The sequence below is a fragment of the Providencia rettgeri genome (assembly GCF_041075285.1).
GTDB lineage: Bacteria > Pseudomonadota > Gammaproteobacteria > Enterobacterales > Enterobacteriaceae > Providencia > Providencia rettgeri_G.
Genome location: NZ_CP163512.1, coordinates 194,458 through 214,511, shown reverse-complemented (window position 1 = coordinate 214,511; position 20,054 = coordinate 194,458). Strand labels below are relative to the sequence as shown.

The window sequence follows — 20,054 nt, the reverse complement described above, 5'->3', positions numbered from 1 at the left end:
CTTACAAGTCGATAGGAGCTTCACTATGATCCTTCTCAGTATTGCGTTATTTTTAGCCTTAATAGGCGTACTTTGTTATCACAGAACTTCCCTTGTACTCAGTACAGTGCTGCTATTAACCTATACCGCAGTGATGGGTGTGTTAAATATTTGGAGTTACTGGATGTTGCTACCAGTGGCTCTCGTCTTATTTCCTTTCGTTTTTTCGCCTGTACGCCAATCCTTTTTCTCAGTGCGTGCCATGAAAATGTTCCAAAAAGTCATGCCACCCATGTCGAAAACGGAAAAAGAGGCCATTGATGCAGGAACAACATGGTGGGAAGGCGATCTTTTCCGTGGAGCGCCAGATTGGAACAAACTACACAACTACCCAAAACCGCAATTAACCGCAGAAGAGCAAGCCTTTATTGATGGCCCAGTGGAAACGGTATGCGGTATGGTGAACGATTTCCAAGTCAGCCATGAACTTGCTGATTTAACACCAGAAGTTTGGCAATATCTGCGCGACCACCGCTTTTTCGCCATGATCATTAAAAAAGAGTATGGTGGCCTTGAGTTTTCAGCTTATGCACAATCCCAAGTTTTACAAAAACTTGCTGGCGTATCGGGTATTTTAGCCATCACCGTAGGCGTACCAAACTCATTAGGTCCAGGTGAGTTATTGCAACATTATGGTACTGATGAGCAAAAGCAACGCTATTTACCTGGTCTCGCAACGGGTGAAGAGATCCCTTGCTTTGCCTTAACGAGCCCTGAGGCAGGTTCCGATGCGGGGGCGATCCCAGATTCAGGTGTTGTCTGTATGGGAGAATGGCAAGGTGAGCAAGTATTAGGTATGCGCTTATCATGGAATAAACGCTATATTACCTTAGCCCCTATTGCGACTGTACTTGGTCTTGCATTTAAGCTGTCAGACCCAGACCAATTATTAGGTGGGGAGAAAAACCTCGGCATTACATGTGCACTGATCCCAACTAACACACCGGGAGTTGAAATTGGTCATCGCCACTTCCCACTCAATATTCCATTTATGAATGGTCCAACTCGTGGAAAAGATATTTTTGTCCCTATCGATTACATTATCGGTGGGCCTAAAATGGCGGGGCAAGGTTGGAGGATGTTAGTCGAATGTCTTTCTGTTGGACGCGGAATTACTCTGCCATCAAACTCAACAGGTAGCTTGAAAAGTATCGCTATTGCAACAGGTGCTTACGCCTATATCCGCCGCCAATTCAAATTACCGATTGGTAAAATGGAAGGTATTGAGGAGCCGTTAGCACGCATCGCAGGTAATACCTACTTAATGGATGCCGCCGCGACACTCATTACCTCAGGTATTATGTTAGGTGAAAAACCCGCAGTACTTTCCGCTATTGTTAAATACCATTGTACTCACCGAGGTCAACGTTCAATTATTGATGCGATGGATATTACTGGCGGTAAAGGCATCTGTTTAGGGGATTCCAACTTTGTTGCGCGAGCTTACCAAGGTGCACCGATCGCGATTACTGTAGAAGGTGCGAATATCCTCACCCGTAGCATGATCATCTTTGGGCAAGGTGCGATCCGTTGCCATCCTTTTGTCTTAGAAGAAATGGCTGCTGCGCAAGATAACAATCTACACAAGTTTGATAAAGCTGTATTTGGTCACATTGGTCACGTCATTAGTAACCTATTTCGCAGCTTCTGGCTAGGTTTAACCAATGGTCGCGGCAGTAGCGCACCAACCAAAGATGAAACGCGCCGTTATTATCAAATGTTAAACCGCCACAGTGCTAACTTAGCGTTATTATCGGATGTTGCGATGGGCGTGTTAGGGGGTAGCTTAAAACGTCGCGAACGTATTTCAGCCCGTTTAGGAGATATTCTCAGCAATCTGTACCTCGCATCTGCGACGTTGAAACGCTATGAGGATGAAGGTCGTCAAAAAGCGGATTTACCGTTGGTAAAATGGGCGGTTGAAGATTGTTTATATCAGTCTGAAAAAGCAATTGATGATTTGTTGAAAAACTTCCCGAACAAAATGGTGGCCGCTATGATGCGAGTGACTTTATTCCCGACTGGTCGCGCGATGTCTATGCCATCAGACAGACTGGATCATAAATTGGCTCAACTGTTAATGGAGCCGTCAGAAACCCGTGACAGATTAGGTCGTGGGCAATACCTGACACCAACAGAAAATAACCCGCACGGGTTAGTAAACCAAGCGTTATTCGATATTATTGCCGCAGAGCCTATTTTCGAACGCATCTGCCGTCTGAAAGAACGCAAGCTAAGCTTCACCCGTTTGGACAAACTAGCGGATCAAATGCTTCCTGAAAATGTGATCACGCAGGAAGAGGCCGATATCTTACGTAAAGCAGAAATCAGCCGCTTACGTACCATTAATGTGGATGAGTTTGAATTTGATGATTTAGGCGTACTACCATCAAAAAAGTCTCCGAGTGAACCTTCAAACGAAGACAGCAGTAAGAAAAAGAAAGCGGCTTAGACACAATAACCGAAGAATAAAACGCAAGGAGCATATTACGCTCCTTGCGTTTCAGACTGTTGACAAACATGTTATGTTTGGCGGCAGGTTTGATAGGTTTTGAAAATAAGCAAGGAAAATCAATATATTGATTTTTGCCTGAAAACACAAAGTGGTAAAAATCGCGCTTTTATCCCACTTTATTAACAACCTCCAGCGAGTTAGTCGCTGTTTTTATCGTATTTAATCTGTTTTTACACGGATAGCTCTAACGCCAATAATTCTTCAATCGTTTGGCGACGGCGAATTAATTGAGGTTTGCCATCAATAAACATCACCTCTGGTAATAATGGGCGGCTATTATAGTTTGAAGACATTGATGCGCCATAAGCCCCAGTATCGTGGAAAACCAAGTAATCCCCCACATTGACTTTAGGTAACGCACGAGTCACCACGAGCCCCCCCTCGAGCTGGGTAAATACATCACCAGATTCACATAAAGGACCAGCGATAATGGTATCTTTTAATTGGGACTCATCCGCAATGCTTCCGTCTGCGGGCAAAACAGAAATGTGATGGTAACTACCATACATCGCTGGGCGCATTAAATCATTAAATCCACTATCAACTAAAACATAGTGGCGACTGCCCATATCTTTAACCGCTCGAACTTCCGCCAGCAAAACCCCTGACTCTGCAACTAAATAACGACCGGGTTCTATTTCAAGCTCAATGCCGTGCCCCAGATGTTGGGCTATACGCTGGCGAGCGTTATCCCATAAGCTATAGTAATGCTGCACATCGATTAATTCATCACCTTCACGGTAAGGCGTCGATAATCCGCCGCCTGCTGAAATAGCATGAATATCAACCCCTGCCGTGGTCACCAGTGCCACCATTGAATCACACACATCGGCAAGATGTTGATAATCTACACCAGACCCAATATGCATATGAATACCGATTAACGATAAATTGTAATGGCGAATTTTTTCTAATGCAGCAGGCAAATCTTCGTGCCAAATGCCGTGTTTGCTATTTTCACCACCCGTATTGGTTTTTTGACTATGACCATGACCAAAGCCCGGATTAATGCGTAGCCAAACAGGGTGCCCCACTTTTTGCTGGCCTATTTGATCTAACATATCGATTGAACCCGCGTTGACAGGAATATCCAATTCCGTCACTTTAGCCAGTGTTGCTCTATCCAGCACATCTGCGGTAAACACGATTTCTGATTTATCACGCCCCGGCTTGAAGCCAGCCACCAGCGCACGTTCAATTTCCCCTAAAGAAACCGAATCCACTTTAACACCCTGTTCTTTCATTAGGCGTAAAATATGAATATTGGAGCTGGCTTTTTGTGCAAAACGCACCGTATCAAAAATTTGTAATTGCTTGATACGCTCAATAATTACCGAGCTGTCATAGACCCAAACAGGGGTACCATATTGTGCGGGTAACGCACGTAAATGTTCAGGAGTTAAATATTGGCTTGTGGTGGTTGCGAATGACGTCATGATGTTTCTCGTTTGCAAGTTTTTATTCTATTAAAGTCTATTATTCAAAGAATAAGATGGGAAAAAAAATATCCATTTTGCTAAAGTCTATTCATATTTGATATGGATTTAATTTTGAGGTGAAAAATGCAAGCCATTTCATGGCGACATATTGAAATATTTCGTGCAGTGATGACCACCCCTAACTTAACGGAGGCCGCCGCATTACTGAATACATCACAGCCAACCATTAGCCGTGAGTTGGCTCGTCTTGAGCATCTATTACAATTTAAGCTTTTTGACCGAGTCAAAGGACGCTTGCACCCCACCGTGCAAGGGCTGCGATTTTTAGAAGAGGTCGAACGCTCTTATTACGGGTTAGAGCGCATCAAAAACTCAGCCGAAACGATCCGTCGTTTTGAACATGCTCAAATCTCAGTAACCTGCTTGCCAGCTTTCGCCCAATCTCTTTTACCATCCGTCTGCCAATCTTTTATGGAAAACTACCCCGATGTCAGTATTACGGTGATCCCTCAAGAGTCTCCTGTGCTTGAGGAATGGCTTTCTGCCCAGCGCTATGACTTTGGTTTAACCGAACATCAGCAGATGCCACCTGGTACTGAGCAACAAACACTGGGAAGTTTAAATGAAGTGTGTGTTTTATCCGCCGAGCACCCACTCACCCACAAAAAAGTGCTAACCCCCAGCGATTTTCACCACCAGCGTTTTATCAGCTTGTCTTTAACGGATAGTTATCGCCAATTAATTGACTCAACGTTTGCAGAGCAGAAAATTGACCGAAAAATGGTGATGGAAACACATTCCGCATCTTCTATTTGTGCTATGGCACTGAAAGGTATTGGAATATCGATAGTTAACCCTCTGACTGCTCTGGATTTCCATCAGCAATCTTCAGGTAAATTAGCATTGCGCCCATTAAGTTTTTCAATTCCTTTTACGGTGAGTTTAATTAAGCCTATTCACCGACCGTCATCACAACTCACAACCATTTTTACACAACACTTAAAGAACCAATTTAACCAAATTGAGCAAAATTTAACGCAGGCCTTGCTGCATCAGTGATAACCAATGCGGTGAGGTACTAAACCAGTTGGCAAGATAATCAATCACAACACGTAATGAAGTTGGCATTTTTTGTCGGCTGGTATACACCGCGTAAATACCTAACGGCATCGGGGTATAATCAGGTAATAATTGGATAAGTTCCCCTGAGTCTAAATACTTTGCAACTGAATAGTAAGGCTGCATAGAAATTCCTGCCCCTTTTAAGGTCGCTTCGGCAATAAAAATCGACTCATTAGCACTCAGCCGTCCATCCACTAGCACCGTATGCTGCTCACCCTGTTTTTCAAACGTCCATATGCTACGACCAAAAAAGTTATACGTTAAACAGTCCAGTAATGCTAAATCTGCCGGTTTCGTTGGTCGTTTTTTTCCGTCCAAAAAACGCGGAGACGCACAAATTACTGAATAGCAAGTTGAAAGAGGCCTAGCAATTAAACTCGGCTCTAACTGGTTCGTGATACGAATGGCTAAATCGATGCGCTCTTCAATAAGGTTTACTGATTTATTCGAGATCTGCATATCAATTGTCATATTGGGGTACTGCTGCATAAACTCAGTGATTGCAATGGCGAGTGCACTTTGGGCTATAGATTGCGAGCAACTGATACGCACAAGCCCTGACAATGCTTGGCTATCATGTTCTTGCTGAACTGGCACGGTTTGGGAAATCGCGTTTAGCTGTAACGATTGCTGGTAAACACCTTCACCTGCTGAGGTTAAACTAAGTCGCCTTGTTGTACGGTTTAATAACCGTACTCCCGCCCATTGCTCCATCTCGGATAAATAACGCGTTACCATTGCACGGGACATATCTAATTTGTCTGCCGCACTGCTTAAACTGCCACTTTCCACGATTGTGATAAACACTTCTACTGCTTTTAGTCTATCCATAACACCCTTATTCGTTCGATTTATGCAACAAACAAGCTCTAATTATGCTGTTTTTCCCACTATTATTACAATCTAATATACACGCCAAGCCAAAAAACATTTAACTGCTTGACTTTATTTTAGGATATAAAAATGAAATTCAACTTATTAGCAGCAACCACATTATTCATAACAACCCTGAATATGGCACAGGCCGAAAAGCTAACACTAGACGTATATAACCCAGGTCTTAACAGTGTTTTCCCTGTTTCATCTGAAATTATTAGCGGCCCAACAGAAGTGGCGCTCATCGATGCTCAGTTTCAAAATAATGATGCACAAAAGCTGGTCGATAAAATCCAAAAACTGAATAAAAAATTAACCACCATTTATATTAGCCATTCAGATCCTGATTATTATTTTGGTTTAGAGACAGTAACCAAAGCCTTCCCTGAGGCAAAAGTGATAGCAACAGCCGAAACAGTTAAAGCTATTAATGCAACTAAAGATGCCAAACTTGCCTATTGGGGAAGTGAATTAAAAAATCAAGTTCCAAGCTATATCGTTGTTCCTGACGTTATTAAAGGAAATAGCTTTACCGTCGATGGTGAAACGCTAGAAATCAAAGGACTAGATGGTACATCCGCGGATAGAACTTATGTATGGATCCCCTCCTTAAAAGCAGTTGTGGGAGGAGTCATCGTTTCGGATAATATTCATGTTTGGGTGGCAGATACGCAAACTGAAGGTTCACGCCAAAATTGGCAACAAACGTTAGAGAGTATTAAGGCGCTAAAACCCGATACCGTTGTACCTGGACATTTTACCGGCACTTCTAAATTTGATATTGGAACCGTCACATTTACTCAGCAATATTTAAATGACTTTGAAGCAGCAATGAAAGTAAGTAAAAATGCCGATGAGCTGATTAATAAAATGGAAACTCAATATCCTAATTTAGATGAAAAATCGAGCTTAGCACTAAGTGCCAAAGTGGTTAAAGGCGAAATGCAGTGGCCTCAATAATGTCGCCAAGCTATCCCCTCTGTTTCATTTATTTTTGACTCTTCTTTTAAATTGTAGAGGCACATTAAAAACAAAATGATTTAGGGGGATAGGTTATGGTACAACCCTTCATATATTAATAAATAGCCCAATGAGACATTATTATGAGCAATATTACCCTACATTATATTTACGACCCTTATTGTGGTTGGTGTTATGCGGCAGCGCCACTGATTGAGGTTGCCGCAAAACACCCAAACATTCATATCGAAATGCATGGTGGTGGCATGTTAGCCGGTCGCTCTCGCCTGCATTTAGATGATGATTTCCGTCAACATATTATCCAATCAGATAAACGCATCGCATCAATGACAGGGCAAGTCTTTAGTGATGACTACCTCACAATGTTACATGAGCCTAATTTAGTGATGGACTCCGCAATACCGCAAACAGCGATATTGGCAGCAACAAAGCAAGGAAAAGGCTTTGAAATGCTAAAAGCCATTCAAAAAGCCCACTATATTTCAGGCCGCCATATTAACGATACATCTGTCCTTATGGATTTAGCGCAAAGCATTGGTCTGGATGTAGCGCAATATACCACTGATTATGCACTGTGCGAGCAAAATGAAACAGCAGCTCATATTCAAGACAGTCAAAAACTATTAGGGCAATCTGGCGCTTCTGGTTTTCCAACATTACTTATTCAACAAAACGCTCAATGGTTGCGAGTACCACTACAGAACTACCTTGGAGCAACAGATAAATGGCAACAATTCCTAGATACTATGGTAAAAGCCGTCAAGTAATGGAATAAGTTCGTCATTTGGCTGTGTCATTCATTTATTATTGAATAAGTGATAAACACAGCCAAATAGTTGCACTAACCAAGATTGCTGGCCCAAAAGGAATAGTCGGGCTTCCCGTATTCACACAACTTCCACTCATTAAATGCAATTTTCCATTAATCGCCTTTAATCTAGGCAATACCCAATAACTCATACTGTAGTGCATTAGCCCTAGCGCTGCTGCTACTCCCAAAAAATAGGGTAAATTCAACACACCTAGCCATGCTGCGCATGCAGCAATCAGTTTAAAATCCCCTCGCCCCATTTGTGGCTGTTTTTTGATTTTTTCCATCACAACGGTTAATGCAAAAACACTAAGGTAAGCAACTACAATGGCATAAATCGCCGAGACAACATTCCCTGCTGGTACACTGATTTGATATAGTAAGCCCGTGATTAAAAATGGAAATGTTAATACATTCGGTAAATACCCTATTTTATAATCTATAATCAATAATAAAATAGCGAAGTTTAAAAATAGCAATAAGAAAAAAATAACAAGCAAATGATCCAATGTGAAAAAAATACTCCCGCCCAATATTGAATAAATAAGTATCAATGAAAAATAGCTGACATCTATAGGAGATAATTGAAAATACTTTTTAGGGATATAACTCAACAACTTACGATTAATAATTACAGATAGAACTAATAGCGTTGAAATTAAATAAACTTCCTTATTAACCATGATATTAATCAGTTCACCATAAAAACAATTCCATTGTGCTTTCAGTTTTAATAAAAAATTTATGATCTCATTAAATATAAAAATGCATTTTTCTAACGCTAAGTACCCGAAATCAAACATGTTAACTCCTTATTCCATTATGGAGAGAAAAATAAATATACTCAGGAAGACTCACAACCTAAACACTTTTATTCCGCTTAATATCGTCAGCTTATTCGAGCTCAAATTTTTCTTTTTATTTATCAGTCACGTCTAATTTAACAACGATGGCACAGACGCACTATAAATACCCTTTTTTTCGTTATAAACTAGATAGCAGAACTTGAGTTTTACGATTCAATCCCCATATTCACCAGAGTTATCATATTTATTAATCGAGTCTGTACTAAGGAAACGTCATGCGCATTCCACGCATTTATCACCCTGAGCCAATACAAACCAATACAACCATTTCTCTTGGTGATGATGCCGCAAACCATGTAGGCAGAGTCCTTCGCATGATGATTGGCCAAAAGCTTGAGCTGTTTGATGGCAGCAACCAAACGTTTAGTGCTGAGATTACAGCAGCGTCGAAAAAGCATGTTCAGGTCTACATTGAAAGTGGCAAGCTTGATGATAGAGAATCCCCTCTTGACCTCCATTTAGGTCAGGTGATGTCTCGTGGGGAAAAAATGGAATTTACCATTCAAAAATCCGTCGAGTTAGGTGTTAATACGATTACACCTTTAATTTCAGAGCGTTGTGGTGTACGTCTTGATGGAGAGCGGCTAGAGAAAAAACGACAACAATGGCAAAAAATTGCCATTGCCGCTTGTGAGCAATGCGGCAGAAACCGCCTCCCCGAGATTCGTCCAGTACAAAGCCTTGAGGCTTGGTGTGCTGAGGATGATGGTGCATTCAAAGTAAATCTTCACCCAAGAGCGACAGAAAGTATCAATACGCTGCCGACTCAATTAAAAAAAGTAAGACTGTTGATTGGCCCAGAAGGCGGGCTTTCAGCGGATGAAATCGCCATGACAGCCAATTATCAATTTACCGATATACTGTTAGGCCCTAGAGTTCTTAGAACAGAAACGACTGCGCTAACCGCTATCACTGCACTGCAAGTGCGCTTAGGTGATCTGGGTTAAGGAGAAAAAATGATCAAGCTCGGTATAGTGATGGATCCTATTTCATCCATCAAAATCAAGAAAGACACCAGTTTTGCAATGATGTTGGAAGCTCAGCGTCGTGGTTATGAAATCCATTATATGGAAATGAATGACCTTTATTTACATCAAGGTGAAGCTCGTGCACAGACTAAAATCGTCACGGTCGAAGAAAATCCAGCCAAATGGTACGAATTCCATAGTGAACAAGATATCGCTCTCGGCTCCCTTGATGCTATTTTAATGCGCAAAGATCCGCCATTTGATACCGAGTTTATTTATGCAACCTATATCTTAGAACGCGCAGAACAAGCGGGTTCTCTCATTGTGAATAAACCACAAAGCCTCAGAGACTGTAATGAAAAATTATTTACCGCTTGGTTCCCTGAATTAACACCTGACACCTTAGTGACTCGCAGTCCGCAAAAGTTAAGAGAATTTCACCAAAAACATGGGGATGTTATTTTCAAGCCCCTTGATGGTATGGGGGGAGCATCGATTTTCCGTTTGAAACAAGATGACCCGAATATTGGTGTGATCATTGAGACTCTCACAGAGCACAGCTCACGCTACTGCATGGCACAAAACTTTTTGCCTGCCATCAAAGATGGCGATAAGCGCGTGTTAGTTGTTGATGGTGAACCAGTACCTTACTGTTTAGCACGCATCCCTGCACAAGGTGAAACTCGTGGTAATTTAGCCGCTGGTGGTCGCGGCGAAGCGCGCCCGTTAACAGAAAGTGATTGGGCAATTGCGCGCGCAGTCGCACCAACGCTGAAAGAAAAAGGCTTAGTATTCGTTGGGTTAGATATCATTGGAGATCGCCTGACTGAAATTAACGTCACCAGCCCAACCTGTGCTCGTGAAATCGAAGCGGCTTTCGATATTTCCATCACAGGTATGTTGATGGATGCCATTGAGCGTCGTTTGAAAAAATAAGTGATAGATCTGGCTAAAGAGGTCATCTCGACCCTTTAGCCAATGTATTGAGTAAAAATGAATGGAGTTTAAGTTTGAATCTGCAAAACCATTTTCTTATTGCCATGCCATCCCTCATAGACCCTTATTTTGAGCAGTCTGTGGTTTATGTGTGTGAACATAATGAAAAAGGCGCAATGGGTTTGGTGATTAATAAACCCATTGATGACTTTTCAGTCGATACCATGCTGAAAAAGCTCGAAATTTCGGTATCCGATAATGTGAATAAGCGTAATTTGCAACGCCCTGTAATCGCTGGCGGACCGGTTGCGGAAGAACATGGTTTTATCTTACATACCCCCATTAGTGGCTTTTTATCTAGCTTGCATCTTAACGATGACGTGATGGTCACCACATCGAAAGATATTTTAGAAACACTCGGTAGTGACCAATCACCGAAAAATTCTTTAGTCGCATTAGGTTATTCCAGTTGGGAACCGGGGCAATTAGAGCGGGAAATTATGGAAAATAGCTGGTTGACAGTTGAAGCATCCCCTGAGCTGATTTTTGATACCCCAATTAATGAACGTTGGGCGGCTGCGGCAAACTTACTTGGCGTAAATATTCACACTATCTCCATGCAGGCGGGGCACGCATAATGTCAGGTAGAACACTATTAGCCTTTGATTTTGGAACTAAAAGTATTGGTGTTGCAATTGGACAAGAGATCACGGGTACTGCGCGCCCATTAACATCGCTGAAAGCAAGTGATGGACGCCCTGATTGGCAACAAATCGAAAAGTTACTTAAAGAATGGCTTCCTCAGTTGGTTATTGTTGGCCTTCCGCTTAATATGGATGGCACTGAGCAATTGGTCACAAGCCAAGCTCGCAATTTTGCAAATCGCATTCATGGCCGTTTTGGTGTCAAAGTCGAATTGCATGATGAACGGCTTTCTACCGTTGAGGCAAAAGCGGGATTATTTGAGCAAGGTGGCTACCGTGCACTTAGCAAAGGAAAAGTGGATTCAGCCTCCGCAGTGGTGATCCTTGAAAGTTGGTTTGAGCAACATAGTTAATTTTGCCCGAATTTGCAGTTATTTTTCACGGAAATCTGATGCAAAGGTGCCGTTCTAACGCGAATTGCTTTACACTATGGTCAAGTCACTGTTCATGAACACCATGAATAAAATAGTATTGAATTAAACTATAATGAATAAACACATGACCATTCAAAATAATATCTCTGATGTTACCGCACGTATTCAAACTGCTGCTGAAGAATGTCATCGTTCACCACAGGACATTACACTGCTGGCGGTTAGTAAAACCAAGCCTTGCGACGCTATTTTAGAAGCCATCGAAGCGGGTCAGCGCCAATTCGGTGAAAACTACGTTCAAGAAGGCGTTGAAAAAATTCATTATTTTTCAGATAGAACTGACCTTGTTTGGCATTTTATCGGCCCACTGCAATCCAATAAAAGCCGTTTAGTTGCAGAGCATTTCGATTGGTTCCACACGCTAGACAGAGTCAAAATAGCTCAACGTCTAAATGACCAACGCCCTAGCAATAAAGCACCTCTAAACGTGCTCATCCAAATTAATATTAGCGATGAAAATAGCAAATCTGGCATTACATTAAACGATGTCGAGGAGCTCGCCGCTCAAGTTGTGACCATGCCAAACCTTGTTTTGCGGGGTTTGATGACAATCCCTGCGCCAGAAACAGACTATAACCGTCAGTGTGAAACATTTCATCGAATGAATAATGCCTTTAAGCAACTACAAGCCATTTACCCAACAGTCGACACCCTTTCGATGGGAATGACTGACGATATGCGTGCTGCTATTCACTGCGGCTCAACCCTTGTGCGGATAGGAACTGCGATTTTTGGCGCACGCCAATACCATCAATAATAAGGAGAACAGAATGCAACACCGTAAAATTGCTTTCATCGGAGCTGGGAATATGGCTCACGCAATCATCGCAGGGCTCGTTAGCCACGGTTACCCCGCATCGATGATCACTGTTTGTTCTCCAACGCCAGTACGCCGAGATAAAATTGCCTCACAATATGGCGTTATTAGCAGTGATGATAACCTTGCAGCAGTTAAGCACGCAGATGTCATTGTGCTAGCGGTTAAACCACAAATGATGAAAGAAGTTTGTGAGCCACTGAAAAATGCGACTGATTTTGATAAAAAGTTAGTGCTAACTATAGCTGCTGGCATTCCCGCAGAACGCTATAACGACTATTTTTCCCATCAATTGAATTTAGTGCGCATCATGCCAAACACCCCTTCTTTGGTTGGTAAAGGTGTTAGCGGGTTATTTGCGCAAGCCAAAGTGACTGAGCAAGATAAACAATTCGCACAACAATTGATGCAAAGTGTAGGTTCGACAATTTGGTGCCAAAAAGAGCAAGAAATCAATAATATCATCGCAATTACCGGGAGTTCACCTGCTTATTTCTTTTTGTTTATGGAAGCCATGCAACAAAAAGCAGAGCAACTCGGCTATGATGCCGTGCAAGCACGTGAATTAGTGCTCAATGCCATTGAAGGCTCCGTTGAACTGGCAAAATCCCAGCACGACACGGCTTTTTCAACCTTACGTGAACAAGTCACCTCTAAAGGCGGTACCACCGCGATGGCTTTAGAGCAATTTTACAATGAAAACCTTCCGCAAACTGTTGCTAACGCGATGCAAAGTGCCATCAACAGAGCAGAAGAAATGGAAAAACTTTTTTAATTAATCGCGGAATGAGCCATGAAGACTTTAGTATTTGTCGTTACTACTTTGATCCAACTGTATATTTTTGTGTTACTGCTCCGCGTTTGGATGCAGTGTGTCCGTGCAGATTTCTATAATCCATTTTCCAAGTTTGTGGTAAAAGCCACACAGCCTATCGTGGCACCTCTGCGCCGTGTGATCCCAGCAATCGGCTCAATTGATAGCGCATCCGTTGTTGTTGCCTTCGTTTTAGCCATTGCAGCGATTATTTTTGGCATGTGGGTAACCAACTTACTGCCTATCTTAGGCGTGACTATTCTACCAATGGGGATCATCTTACTGCTAACATACGCTGGTAAATTGGTTTTTTGGATGATATTGATCCGCGCAATCCTCAGTTGGGTCAGCCAAGGCCGTAATCCTGTTGACTATTTATTATACCAATTAACTGAGCCATTAATGGCACCAATTCGCCGTATTATCCCCGCAATGGGAGGCTTAGATTTCTCCGCAATGATTGTGATGTTTATCTTAATTGCCTTGAATTATTTACGTGTGGATATTTCCCTGATGATTGACCCATCATTGACCGCGATGATGTATTCCATTGGTATTATGTAAAAACGAGTTTTAAACGATGCAAAAAGTTGTTTTAGCCACCGGTAATCCCGGCAAGGTAAATGAGTTAGCTGACCTACTCCGCGATTTCGGCATGGATATCGTTGCACAAACGTCATTGGGCGTTGAGTCCGCAGAAGAGACTGGTTTAACCTTTATTGAAAATGCGATCCTAAAAGCTCGACACGCTGCGGCACAAACGGGTTTACCTGCGATCGCCGATGATTCAGGGATCTCAGTTGATGCGCTTGGTGGCGCGCCGGGGATCTACTCGGCACGCTATGCAGGGGAAGATGCAACGGACGAGCAAAACCTCGTTAAACTATTGGATGCAATGAAAGATGTGCCTGATGGTCAGCGTCAGGCACAATTTAACTGCGTGTTGGTTTATCTGCGCCATGCCGAAGATCCTACGCCACTGGTCTTTCACGGCCGTTGGCACGGCATTATCACTCGTGAACGTAAAGGACAAGGGGGTTTCGGTTACGACCCTATCTTTTACGTGCCAGAACTCGGTTGTACTTCCGCCCAATTAAGTAAAGCAGAAAAACAAGCTGTTTCCCATCGTGGTAAAGCCTTAGCAATGATGCTGGATGCCCTAAAAGATGGATAAATTGCCACCACTGAGCTTATATATCCATATTCCTTGGTGTGTACAAAAGTGCCCATATTGCGACTTTAATTCGCATACCCTGAAAGGGGAGATCCCGCAAAAAGAATATGTTGAGCACTTATTAGCTGACTTAAATATTGATGCGAAATTGATTGGTAACCGCCCCGTTAAAACGATTTTTATCGGGGGGGGAACACCGAGCTTGCTGACAGCTGAAGCCATGCAAGCATTGATGGATGGTGTTCGCACTCGTATCCAATTAGATCCGCATGCCGAAGTCACCATGGAAGCCAATCCCGGAACAGTGGAAGCTGATCGTTTTTCGGGTTACCAAGCCGCAGGTATCAATCGTATTTCAATCGGTGTGCAAAGTTTTGGTAATGACAAGCTGATCACTTTAGGTCGCATTCATGGCGCTGAAGAAGCAAAACGTGCAGCAAAACTGGCGGCTAACCTCAACTTACGCAGTTTCAATCTTGATTTAATGCATGGCTTACCCGCACAAACTCGTGATGAGGGCTTGTCAGATTTAAAACAAGCCATTGAACTGGCTCCCCCCCATTTGTCTTGGTATCAGCTAACGATTGAACCCAATACACAATTCGGTTCAAGACCACCGACTCTGCCTGATGACGATACGCTATGGGATATTTACACTGAAGGTCACAAGCTACTTAGCGCTGCGGGGTATGTTCAATATGAAACCTCGGCCTATGCCAAACCGGGGTTTCAGTGCGAACACAACCTCAATTACTGGCGTTTTGGTGATTATCTTGGGATTGGCTGTGGTGCCCATGGCAAAATTACCTTTGAAGATGGGCGGATTTTACGTACGGTAAAAACCAAGCACCCACGGGGTTATATGGAAGGTCGCTACACCCATCAGTCTTATGATGTGAAAGCTGAAGATAAGCCATTTGAATATTTCATGAACCGCTTCCGATTACTTGAAGCTATGCCTCGCCAAGAGTTTACTCAATACACTGGTTTGTCAGAATTAACTGTAAGACCCGCCCTTGATGAAGCTCTAGCCAAAGGTTATATCACTGAAACAGCTGATGAATGGCAAATCACAGAGCATGGAAAATTATTTCTTAACTCGCTGTTAGAGCTATTTTTAGGCGAGGAATAATCACGTCAGTGAATTGATGAAAGCCCGCGAAACATAAGATGAATGAAGTGACCCTACGGGCTTTTTATTAGAAATAAAAATGAGATCGACAAAAATAACAATAAGGGTATTTCATATTGCCGCCATCACGAGGGGCTGTTTATCTTGGCTGCTGATTTTTACCGCTAAAAAAGGTTAAGAAACAACCTAAAAAATGGATCAATGTACCCGTCGTGCTGACTGACGACGATTTGAATCAACTATTGTCCCTAAACGCTGCCCTGTGGGTTCAATTAAAGCACGTTCACTCATTTAATGCTACGTTGAGAGGCTCTTGCCGTGTTCACTCGGCGGCGAGCCTCTCCCCTTGCCTAAAATAACTTTAACTCGAATAAAAATTGACCTTCAAAGATAAACGCCCCCAAGAACAACGGCGAATATGCATTAAAGTGCGTTAACCACCGCGTTAATTTGCTCTGTTAAGCTAACAAACCCACCACCTGATAAGTACCACAGATCAGATTGTAGGTAAGTGATTTTACCGTCTTTATACGCTTTTGTTTCTTGAATGTTGGTGTCTTCAAAAACTGATTTTTCTAATTTCCCAGCACCAATAGCTTCACTTCGATCAACGATTAAGATCACATCAGGGTTTGCTTGTGCAATGGTTTTGGTATCAACAACACGGCGTTTAGATTTATCCGCATTTTCATCAACCGGTAATTCCGCCCGTTGGGCTTTTACCACATCGTAAACTACCGCTTGGTTACTTGGGATTAATTTGCCATCGTTGTGCATTAACACTAGCACTTTTTTCTTAGCATCAGCCGCTTTTTTCTGAGCATCTGCAATGGTCTTGTCTAGCTGAATGATTTGTTCGTCAACGGTCTTTTGGTTACCGTATAAGTCCCCCAGCACCATTAAGTTGGCTTTCACTGACTCAATATAATGTTTGCTATCAGAGCCTAAATTAATGGTTGGCGCAATTTTGGATAATGCTTCGTATGATTTCCCCTGACGCCCCGTGATCACAATTAAATCCGGTTTTAATTGTTCAATTTTAGCAAGATCTGGCTGTTTCATGCCGCCAGCATTTTCCATTGAAGCAGGAATGCTCCCTTTTACATAAGCAGGGGCATTTGCGGTAGGTAAAGCCACAACGTTATCGCCTAAACCCAGTTTTTGCATTGAGTCGTATACACCAAAGTCAAATAAAACCACTTTTTTAGGTTTTTTAATCACTTCCGTTTCTCCCGATAAATGCTTAATGGTCACTTTTTCAGCACTTTGGGCAGTGACAGCATTTGGAGTGAAAACGGTAGATTCAGCGCCTAGGGCTAAAGGTGCAGAGAATGACAATACAGAAACAAGTAAAGCAGGAATGAACTTTTTCATTTAAACGATCCCAATTAAGTCATTAAGCCAAACTCGCATTGTAAAGACCAGTACTTATATGTCAATCAAATAAGAATCAATTTCATTTTCATTCCCATTAATGGAATTGGAATCACACTTATCAAGAAAAATAATAACCCACAAATAAAAAACAGCCATGCATTAAGCATATGGCTGTTTTTAGCGATTTAAAAAATTGTTTAATTTGCTTTAAGGGAATTTAATAAAGAAACACGTTGTTGCTCAATACTCGTCACTTTTGAACACACTTGAACACCAAACAATTGAAAGCTTTTCTCTTGCTTTTTCCATTCTGTTTCAAGTTCTTTCTGCAAACCACCTAAATTACCTAGCATACCTTGTAGCGCTTGGTTGGCATCACCGCCTGATAACAGTTGCTTGCGCCCCATTTCATTTATACTATCTTGTAAAATTCCCCCCAAACTTTCGTTCACCAATTGCTTGCCTTTTGCTTCCACATTTTTCATCGCTTCATGATGAAAAACATAGCCATTTGGGCGAGTTTCAATGATTTGGTTGATTTGAGCATTCAGGTCTTTTTCTAATTTAGTGAGACGCTTACGCACATTACTGTCGCTGCCAATCACCTTCACAACCACTTTATCTACCGTTTCACGTGACGTTGCCAATTTTTTCTCAGACTCTTGTTTTATCCAAGGCAAATCGTTCCGAATAGCTGATTGATAACGGATCGCTTGCTGTTTCTGCGCATCTGTCGCCGCAATATTTTTGCCATTTAAGGTAATATCACCATTTGGTGTAATCACTAAATCGCCACTGCGACCAATAACTTGCACGCTTTCTGGCGTCATGAAAATATCATCTTTCGGTGTTACCGAGCAGTTATAGTCCGCAGCTTGGCTCGCGGCACTTGCTAATAGTGAAAATGCAACTAATGTACGGCGTAACATAACATCTCCTAGAAGGCGTTGAATTAATTAAAAAACTGAACGCCCAATTCGTTTCGATAATAGCTCTAAAGCAGCGCAACCTACCAAAGAGTTCCCTGCTGCATCAAGTTCAGGTGACCACACTGCGACGGTAAATTGATTAGGAACCACACAAACAATACCGCCACCAACACCTGATTTCCCTGGCATTCCAATACGAAATGCAAATTCACCAGAGCCATCATACATACCACATGTCATCATCAACGCATTAATTTGCCTTGATTGTAAGGGGGTGATAATGGGATCTATGGAGCAAGATGATATTCCTTGCGATGTTAAATAAGAAAAACATCTCGCTAATTCAACACAACTCATACTTAGAGAACAATAATGAAAATAAGTTTCCAGCACTGTCAAAACATCATTTTCAAAATTGCCGAATGATTTCATTAAGTATGCAATTGCCGCATTGCGACTTGCGTGCTCCATTTCAGAACGAGCAACAACAGTGTCGTAGCTAATGTCCGGTTCACAGGCTAACTTTCGGACAAACTCTAACATACGCTGTTTTGGTGCACTAAGACGTGACTGCAACATATCTGCAATGACAATTGCACCTGCATTAATAAAGGGATTACGAGGGATCCCTTTTTCCATTTCGATTTGAATTAATGAATTAAACGGCAGCCCTGATGGCTCTTTGCCTACACGACGCCAGATTTCATTTTCTTCGTAGCGTGTCATAGCCAGTGTCAGGCTTAACACTTTCGAAATAGATTGAATGGAAAAACGTTGATGGGCATCCCCCGCAGTAAAAACATCACCTTCAATGGTGGAGACGGCAATACCGAGATGATGAGAAGGCACACAACCTAAAGCAGGAATATAGTTGGCAACACAACCTTGACCGATTAGCGGTCGAACTTGGTCTAGAATGTCGTTAAGTAGCTGGTTAGAAAACATAGCACTCAAAACTTTTACTCCAGAAAATAAAGGCACCCAAATATTGGATGCCTCTTCAAACACTGAAAAACTCAGCCTATTTATTTAGCGAAATTTAATCAACTAAAAAGTGATTATTCCCACCAAACATCAAACAGTTCAGAAACAATAACGTCGTTCATTCCTTTTGATTTTAGCCAGTTTTCTACCAGTTGACGGTGTTCTTCGGTACATTTACCAATTTTCTGTAGGCAGACAGTCCCTTCCCAGCTCAGGTAGCCGCTCGCTTCAAATGCTAAACCATTTGGTTCGATAACTTCAGCAATCAGTTGGTCAACGGTGGTGTCAACATCTTCAATCGGTGTACCTTCTTTAAAGCTCCATTTAACCGTAAAACCTAACTCTTGGAATTCATCCAAGCGCATTTTTTTACGTAAACGACGACTACGTGGTTGTTTAGCCATTATTTGATCCTCTCAAACATTAAATCCCATACACCGTGCCCTAACCGCTGGCCTCGCTTTTCAAATTTTGTTTCAGGTCTTGAGCTTGGACGAGGAACATAATCACCTGTTGGTGATAAATTTTTATACCCTTCGACACTCGTCATGACTTCAAGCATATGCTCTGCATACGGCTCCCAATCTGTCGCCATATGGAAAACACCGCCAACCACCAATTTACTGCGAATTTTCTCAGCAAATGGCACTTGAACAATGCGGCGTTTATTGTGTTTTGCTTTATGCCATGGATCAGGGAAAAATAACTGAACCATCGCAAGGCTCTCATTTGGCACCATGCAATCCAGCACTTCAATAGCATCATGGCACATCACACGGACATTGCTGACCTTTTCTTCTTTTGCCGATGCTAAGCATGCCCCTACCCCCGGTGCATGCACTTCAATACCCAAAAAGTTTTGCTGTGGATTTTGCGATGCCATGGTCACTAATGAGGCACCCATACCAAACCCAATTTCCAGTGTTACTGGATTTGAGTTACTGAATACTTTGGCGAAATCAAAGGGTTCATTGACAAAATCAATCCCCATTTCGGCCCATTCTTTTTCTAATGCGTCTTCCTGACGTTTTGTCAGACGCCCTTGACGGCGGACAAAACTACGGACACGGCGCATAACCCGCCCTTCTTCATTATATTCGGGGGAGATAACATTATTGATCATAATAAAGGTTCTA

21 protein-coding genes are annotated in these 20,054 nt (G+C 42.3%); 13 read left to right on the top strand and 8 right to left on the bottom strand.

All coding sequences use genetic code 11. The features are described 5' to 3' along the window. Positions 1-25: 25 nt before the first annotated feature. Positions 26-2,491, top strand: coding sequence for an acyl-CoA dehydrogenase FadE (gene fadE, locus AB6N04_RS00985; RefSeq protein ID WP_369310099.1), 2,466 nt, complete (start codon positions 26-28; stop codon positions 2,489-2,491). Positions 2,492-2,724: 233 nt separating this feature from the next. On the opposite strand, the gene lysA is transcribed toward fadE, so the two are convergent. Next, complete coding sequence (lysA, locus tag AB6N04_RS00980) at positions 2,725-3,990, bottom strand: diaminopimelate decarboxylase (RefSeq protein ID WP_369310098.1); 1,266 nt, start codon at positions 3,988-3,990, stop codon at positions 2,725-2,727. 126 nt (positions 3,991-4,116) lie between these two features. Here lysA and AB6N04_RS00975 point away from each other — a divergent pair, with 126 nt between their 5' ends. Continuing rightward, complete coding sequence (locus AB6N04_RS00975; RefSeq protein WP_369310097.1) at positions 4,117-5,052, top strand: LysR family transcriptional regulator; 936 nt, start codon at positions 4,117-4,119, stop codon at positions 5,050-5,052. On the opposite strand, the gene AB6N04_RS00970 is transcribed toward AB6N04_RS00975, so the two are convergent. Continuing rightward, positions 5,026-5,946 (bottom strand): LysR family transcriptional regulator, encoded by a 921-nt coding sequence (locus AB6N04_RS00970; RefSeq protein WP_369310096.1) that lies wholly within the window; start codon positions 5,944-5,946, stop codon positions 5,026-5,028. The two genes, AB6N04_RS00975 and AB6N04_RS00970, sit on opposite strands and share 27 nt — an antisense overlap. A 132-nt stretch (positions 5,947-6,078) precedes the next feature. Here AB6N04_RS00970 and AB6N04_RS00965 point away from each other — a divergent pair, with 132 nt between their 5' ends. Beyond that, complete coding sequence (locus tag AB6N04_RS00965) at positions 6,079-6,951, top strand: MBL fold metallo-hydrolase (protein WP_369310095.1); 873 nt, start codon at positions 6,079-6,081, stop codon at positions 6,949-6,951. Positions 6,952-7,094: 143 nt separating this feature from the next. Further along, positions 7,095-7,739, top strand: a complete 645-nt coding sequence (locus tag AB6N04_RS00960; RefSeq protein ID WP_369310094.1) for a DsbA family protein — start codon at positions 7,095-7,097, stop codon at positions 7,737-7,739. 37 nt (positions 7,740-7,776) lie between these two features. Here the strand turns inward: AB6N04_RS00960 and AB6N04_RS00955 are convergent, their stop codons facing one another. Further along, positions 7,777-8,586 (bottom strand): prepilin peptidase, encoded by an 810-nt coding sequence (locus tag AB6N04_RS00955; protein ID WP_369310093.1) that lies wholly within the window; start codon positions 8,584-8,586, stop codon positions 7,777-7,779. 278 nt (positions 8,587-8,864) lie between these two features. Between AB6N04_RS00955 and rsmE the strand changes: the two genes are divergently transcribed. From rsmE to hemW, 9 genes are all read left to right on the top strand, one after another. Then, positions 8,865-9,596, top strand: coding sequence for a 16S rRNA (uracil(1498)-N(3))-methyltransferase (gene rsmE / locus AB6N04_RS00950; RefSeq protein WP_369310092.1), 732 nt, complete (start codon positions 8,865-8,867; stop codon positions 9,594-9,596). A gap of 9 nt (positions 9,597-9,605) precedes the next feature. Then, positions 9,606-10,553: a glutathione synthase gene (gene gshB, locus AB6N04_RS00945; protein ID WP_369310091.1), complete on the top strand. Its 948-nt coding sequence runs from the start codon at positions 9,606-9,608 to the stop codon at positions 10,551-10,553. A 74-nt stretch (positions 10,554-10,627) separates the two neighbouring features. Further along, positions 10,628-11,191 (top strand): YqgE/AlgH family protein, encoded by a 564-nt coding sequence (locus tag AB6N04_RS00940; RefSeq protein ID WP_369310090.1) that lies wholly within the window; start codon positions 10,628-10,630, stop codon positions 11,189-11,191. Then, entirely contained in the window at positions 11,191-11,610 is a 420-nt protein-coding gene (gene ruvX / locus AB6N04_RS00935; RefSeq protein ID WP_206084733.1) for a Holliday junction resolvase RuvX, read from the top strand. The genes AB6N04_RS00940 and ruvX overlap by 1 nt, the downstream gene beginning before the upstream one ends. Before the next feature lie 145 nt (positions 11,611-11,755). Next, the gene (locus AB6N04_RS00930; protein ID WP_369310089.1) at positions 11,756-12,448 is read left to right on the top strand and encodes a YggS family pyridoxal phosphate-dependent enzyme; all 693 of its coding nucleotides are present in this window, start codon (positions 11,756-11,758) and stop codon (positions 12,446-12,448) included. A gap of 13 nt (positions 12,449-12,461) precedes the next feature. Then, positions 12,462-13,283 carry a pyrroline-5-carboxylate reductase gene (gene proC, locus AB6N04_RS00925; RefSeq protein WP_369310088.1) on the top strand — a complete coding sequence of 274 codons (822 nt, stop codon included), beginning with the start codon at positions 12,462-12,464 and terminating at the stop codon, positions 13,281-13,283. Positions 13,284-13,301: 18 nt separating this feature from the next. After that, a complete protein-coding gene (locus AB6N04_RS00920) occupies positions 13,302-13,886 on the top strand; it encodes a YggT family protein (protein ID WP_369310087.1) in 585 nt (194 codons plus the stop codon). 16 nt (positions 13,887-13,902) lie between these two features. Next, positions 13,903-14,496 carry an RdgB/HAM1 family non-canonical purine NTP pyrophosphatase gene (gene rdgB / locus AB6N04_RS00915; RefSeq protein ID WP_369310086.1) on the top strand — a complete coding sequence of 198 codons (594 nt, stop codon included), beginning with the start codon at positions 13,903-13,905 and terminating at the stop codon, positions 14,494-14,496. After that, on the top strand, positions 14,489-15,628 hold the full coding sequence (gene hemW, locus AB6N04_RS00910) for a radical SAM family heme chaperone HemW (protein ID WP_369310085.1): 1,140 nt from the start codon (positions 14,489-14,491) through the stop codon (positions 15,626-15,628). Before rdgB ends, hemW begins: the two co-directional genes overlap by 8 nt. Positions 15,629-16,051: 423 nt before the next feature. On the opposite strand, the gene AB6N04_RS00905 is transcribed toward hemW, so the two are convergent. From AB6N04_RS00905 to trmB, 5 genes are all read right to left on the bottom strand, one after another. Beyond that, the gene (locus AB6N04_RS00905) at positions 16,052-17,002 is read right to left on the bottom strand and encodes an ABC transporter substrate-binding protein (protein ID WP_369310084.1); all 951 of its coding nucleotides are present in this window, start codon (positions 17,000-17,002) and stop codon (positions 16,052-16,054) included. Between the two features lie 200 nt (positions 17,003-17,202). After that, on the bottom strand, positions 17,203-17,934 hold the full coding sequence (locus tag AB6N04_RS00900; protein WP_369310083.1) for a DUF2884 family protein: 732 nt from the start codon (positions 17,932-17,934) through the stop codon (positions 17,203-17,205). A 27-nt stretch (positions 17,935-17,961) separates the two neighbouring features. Further along, positions 17,962-18,888 (bottom strand): glutaminase B, encoded by a 927-nt coding sequence (gene glsB, locus AB6N04_RS00895; RefSeq protein ID WP_369310082.1) that lies wholly within the window; start codon positions 18,886-18,888, stop codon positions 17,962-17,964. 104 nt (positions 18,889-18,992) lie between these two features. Further along, positions 18,993-19,322, bottom strand: a complete 330-nt coding sequence (locus AB6N04_RS00890) for a YggL family protein (protein ID WP_369310081.1) — start codon at positions 19,320-19,322, stop codon at positions 18,993-18,995. Then, positions 19,322-20,041 carry a tRNA (guanosine(46)-N7)-methyltransferase TrmB gene (gene trmB / locus AB6N04_RS00885; protein ID WP_369310080.1) on the bottom strand — a complete coding sequence of 240 codons (720 nt, stop codon included), beginning with the start codon at positions 20,039-20,041 and terminating at the stop codon, positions 19,322-19,324. Before trmB ends, AB6N04_RS00890 begins: the two co-directional genes overlap by 1 nt. Positions 20,042-20,054: the final 13 nt, after the last annotated feature.